A 443-nucleotide genomic window follows, 5' to 3' on the forward strand; every position below is an offset into this window, starting at 1 on the left:
GGTGCCAGCGGCGGCTTCGGCAGCATTCAGATCCCACGCATAGGCGACGAAGTGGTTGTGGTGTTCCTCGACGGCAACCCGGACCGGCCGCTGATCATGGGCAGCCTTTACAACAGCACCAACACCCCGCCATGGTCGCTGCCGGCGAACAAGACCCAGAGTGGGTTCTTGACACGTTCGATGAAGGGTGACGGCGGTACCGCCAACTTCTTCCGCTTCGAAGACAAGGCCGGCGCCGAGCAGATCATCATGCATGCCGAGCGCAACATGGATACCGAAATCGAGCTGGATGAGACCCATGATGTAGGGAACAACCGCTCGATCACGGTTGGCGGTACGCACACCGAAACGGTCAAGAAAGACACCGTGGTGCAAGTGACCGAAGGTTCTTACACCCTGCAGGTCGACAACCAGTTCATCCAGGTGGCCGCCAAGCAGCACAT

1 protein-coding gene is annotated in these 443 nt (G+C 59.4%); it reads left to right on the forward strand.

The annotated features are described in order from the left end of the window. A partial coding sequence (locus EOE48_RS28840) for a bacteriophage T4 gp5 trimerisation domain-containing protein (protein ID WP_246155089.1) occupies window positions 1-443 on the forward strand: 443 nt, incomplete at both ends.

The organism is Methylobacterium oryzihabitans (assembly GCF_004004555.2).
In the GTDB taxonomy this organism is placed as follows: domain Bacteria; phylum Pseudomonadota; class Alphaproteobacteria; order Rhizobiales; family Beijerinckiaceae; genus Methylobacterium; species Methylobacterium oryzihabitans.